The organism is Pseudoduganella sp. RAF53_2 (genome assembly GCF_052113985.1).
GTDB lineage: Bacteria > Pseudomonadota > Gammaproteobacteria > Burkholderiales > Burkholderiaceae_D > Rugamonas.
Genome location: NZ_JBFRDW010000749.1, coordinates 1 through 2,654, shown reverse-complemented (window position 1 = coordinate 2,654; position 2,654 = coordinate 1). Strand labels below are relative to the sequence as shown.

Here is a 2,654-nt window from a genome sequence, read left to right as displayed (position 1 = left end):
GGCCCACACATCGCGCATCGACGTGCGGCACTGGTCGTCAACCTTGATGAAATGGCCGTCCATATCGATGCGCAGCTTCTCCAACCCGAAGCCACGCGTGTTGGGGCGCCGACCAACTGCGACCAGCACCTGGTCTGCCACCAAGGCCGACTCTTCACCGGCCGCATTACGGATACGCACCGCTGCGCCGTCCTGGTTCAGGCCGAGCACCGAGCAGCCAAGATGAGTTTCGACACCCAGGCCCTTGAGTGCAATGGCCACTGGCCGGGTCAAGTCCGCGTCGTAAGCAGGCAGGACGCGCTCCTGCGCCTCCACCACATGCACTTCCGCTCCGAGCTTGGCATAAGCAATGCCCAGCTCAAGACCGATATACCCTGCCCCCACCACCACCAGTTTGCCGGGCATAGTCTTGGGCGAAAGCGCTTCGGTTGCACTGATCACCCGTCCGCCGAACGGCATAAAGGGCAATTCGGTAGCATGTGAGCCGGTCGCCAGCAGCAGATGTTCGCAGCCGATGCGCTGCGGGCTTTCGCCATCACGAATCACTTCGACGGTTTTGCCATCCACGATGTTGGCCCAACCCTTGACCACACGTACGCCGCTTTTCTTCAGCAGTGCCGCCACGCCGCCGGTCAGACGCCCGACGATACCGTCTTTCCATAAGACCGTCTGGCCGATGTCGATATGCGGCGCCTGCACCGAAATGCCCAGCGCCGAACCGCTGGCGTAATGGCTGGCCTTTTCGAATTCATCGGCCGCGTGGATCAGCGCCTTGGAGGGAATGCAACCGACGTTCAGGCAGGTGCCGCCCAGTTCCGCTGCTTCCACCAGCGTTGTGGGTATGCCAAGCTGGCCAGCGCGGATGGCCGCGATATAGCCGCCAGGACCTCCGCCGATCACCAGCAGCGTAGTGGTATGTTGGTTCATGATTACTCCACGAATAGCATCGCTGGACATTCAAGCAAAGCACGGATGGCCTGCACGAACTGCGCCGCGTGCATGCCGTCGACCACGCGGTGATCGAATGAGGACGACAGGTTCATCATCTTGCGGACCACCAGACCACCCTGACGCACCATGGGCCGCTCCACAATTTTGTTGACGCCGATGATGGCCACTTCCGGATGATTGATTACCGGCGTTGTGACGATACCACCCAAGGGACCCAAGCTGGATATGGTAATCGTGGAACCGGACAACTCCTCGCGCGTGGCCTTGCCGGTACGCGCAGCATCGGCCAGGCGTCCGATCTCGGTTGCGCAAGACCACAAGTCGCGTGCTTCGGCGTGACGCATCACCGACACCATCAGCCCAGCGTCGGTCTGAGTGGCGACGCCGAGATGGACGGCGCCGTATTGCGTGACGACGCCGGCATCGTCATCGAAGCGCGCATTCATCTGCGGGAACTCACGTAGCGCGACCACCAGGGCGCGCGCCAGCAGAGGCAGCACGGTCAGCTTGCCGCGTTCCTTGCCCCACTGCTCATTCATGCGCACACGCAGGCTTTCAAGCTCGGTCACGTCGATCTCCTCCACGTAGGAGAAGTGCGGGATGCGGCGCTTCGACTCCTGCATCTTCTGCGCGATCTTGCGGCGCAGGCCAATCAGCGGGATGGTCTGTTCCGAATGATTCTCGCGGTAGCCGCCCGCCACTACGGACGGTGCACCTTGCACGCCACGCGCGACGTAGGAATCGAGGTCAGTCTGCAGGATGCGGCCAGCCGGCCCGCTGCCGTGCACGAACTGCAGTTCGATGCCCATGTCCCATGCACGCTTGCGCACCGCCGGCGAGGCAAGCGGACGCTCGCCCGCTTCGCGCGCCACGCGCACGGGCGCTTGCGCCGCCGGCAGCGCAGCCGCATGCGCCGCTGCGGGCACACCGGCCGTGTACGACGCTGGTGCCGATACTGATCCCGCCACCGGTGCCGGTACTACTGCAGGGGGCATCGGCTTCGCGGGCGCGCCTGGAGGCGCTGGCGCTACAGGCGCGCTGCCCGGATGCGCGGATGCCGTCGGCGAAGACGCTGGTGCCTGTTGAGCGGCGGACGCGGATGCCGCACCGGGCTGCGCCTTCAGATTACCCTCACCCTCCACTTCAATATGGATCAAGTCCGATCCCACGGCCATCACCTGCCCCGCCGCGCCGCCGAGCATGGCAACGGTGCCATGTACCGGCGACGGAATCTCAATCGTGGCCTTCTCGGTCATGACGTCGGCCAGAATCATGTCTTCGGTGACGGCATCGCCGACCTTGACATGCCACATGACCAATTCAACCTCTGCAATGCCCTCGCCAATGTCAGGCATCTTGATGACGTGAATACCCATCGTTATGCCTCCATCGCACGTTTGAAYGCCGCGCCAACCCGCGCCGGACCCGGGAAATACGCCCATTCCTGCGCATGCGGATAAGGCGTATCCCATCCCGTTACGCGTTCAACCGGCGCTTCCAGATGGTAGAAGCAATGCTCCTGGACCAGCGACACCAGCTCGGCGCCGAAGCCGCAAGTACGGGTGGCCTCGTGCACCACCACGCAGCGGCCGGTTTTCTTGACCGATTCGACGATCGCCTCCAGGTCCAGCGGCCACAGACTGCGCAAGTCGATGATCTCGGCGTCGATGCCGGTCTCACGCGCTGCCGCATCGCATACCCAC

General features: G+C 63.5%; 3 protein-coding genes. All 3 read right to left on the bottom strand.

What is annotated here, in order from left to right; genetic code table 11:
- Nucleotides 1-927, bottom strand: a 927-nt coding sequence (locus tag AB4Z11_RS28900) for an FAD-dependent oxidoreductase (RefSeq protein ID WP_442029267.1), incomplete at its 3' end; no start/stop codon positions are given.
- Nucleotides 928-929: 2 nt separating this feature from the next.
- The gene (locus AB4Z11_RS28895) at nucleotides 930-2,327 is read right to left on the bottom strand and encodes a dihydrolipoamide acetyltransferase family protein (protein WP_442029266.1); all 1,398 of its coding nucleotides are present in this window, start codon (nucleotides 2,325-2,327) and stop codon (nucleotides 930-932) included.
- A gap of 2 nt (nucleotides 2,328-2,329) precedes the next feature.
- Nucleotides 2,330-2,654: transketolase C-terminal domain-containing protein (locus AB4Z11_RS28890; protein WP_442029265.1), on the bottom strand; the 325-nt coding region annotated here is incomplete at its 5' end.

Coding starts and splice junctions, on each gene's coding strand:
- AB4Z11_RS28895 (WP_442029266.1), bottom strand. CDS start 2,327: ATGGGTATTCACGTCATCAAGATGCCTGACATTGGCGAGGGCATTGCA.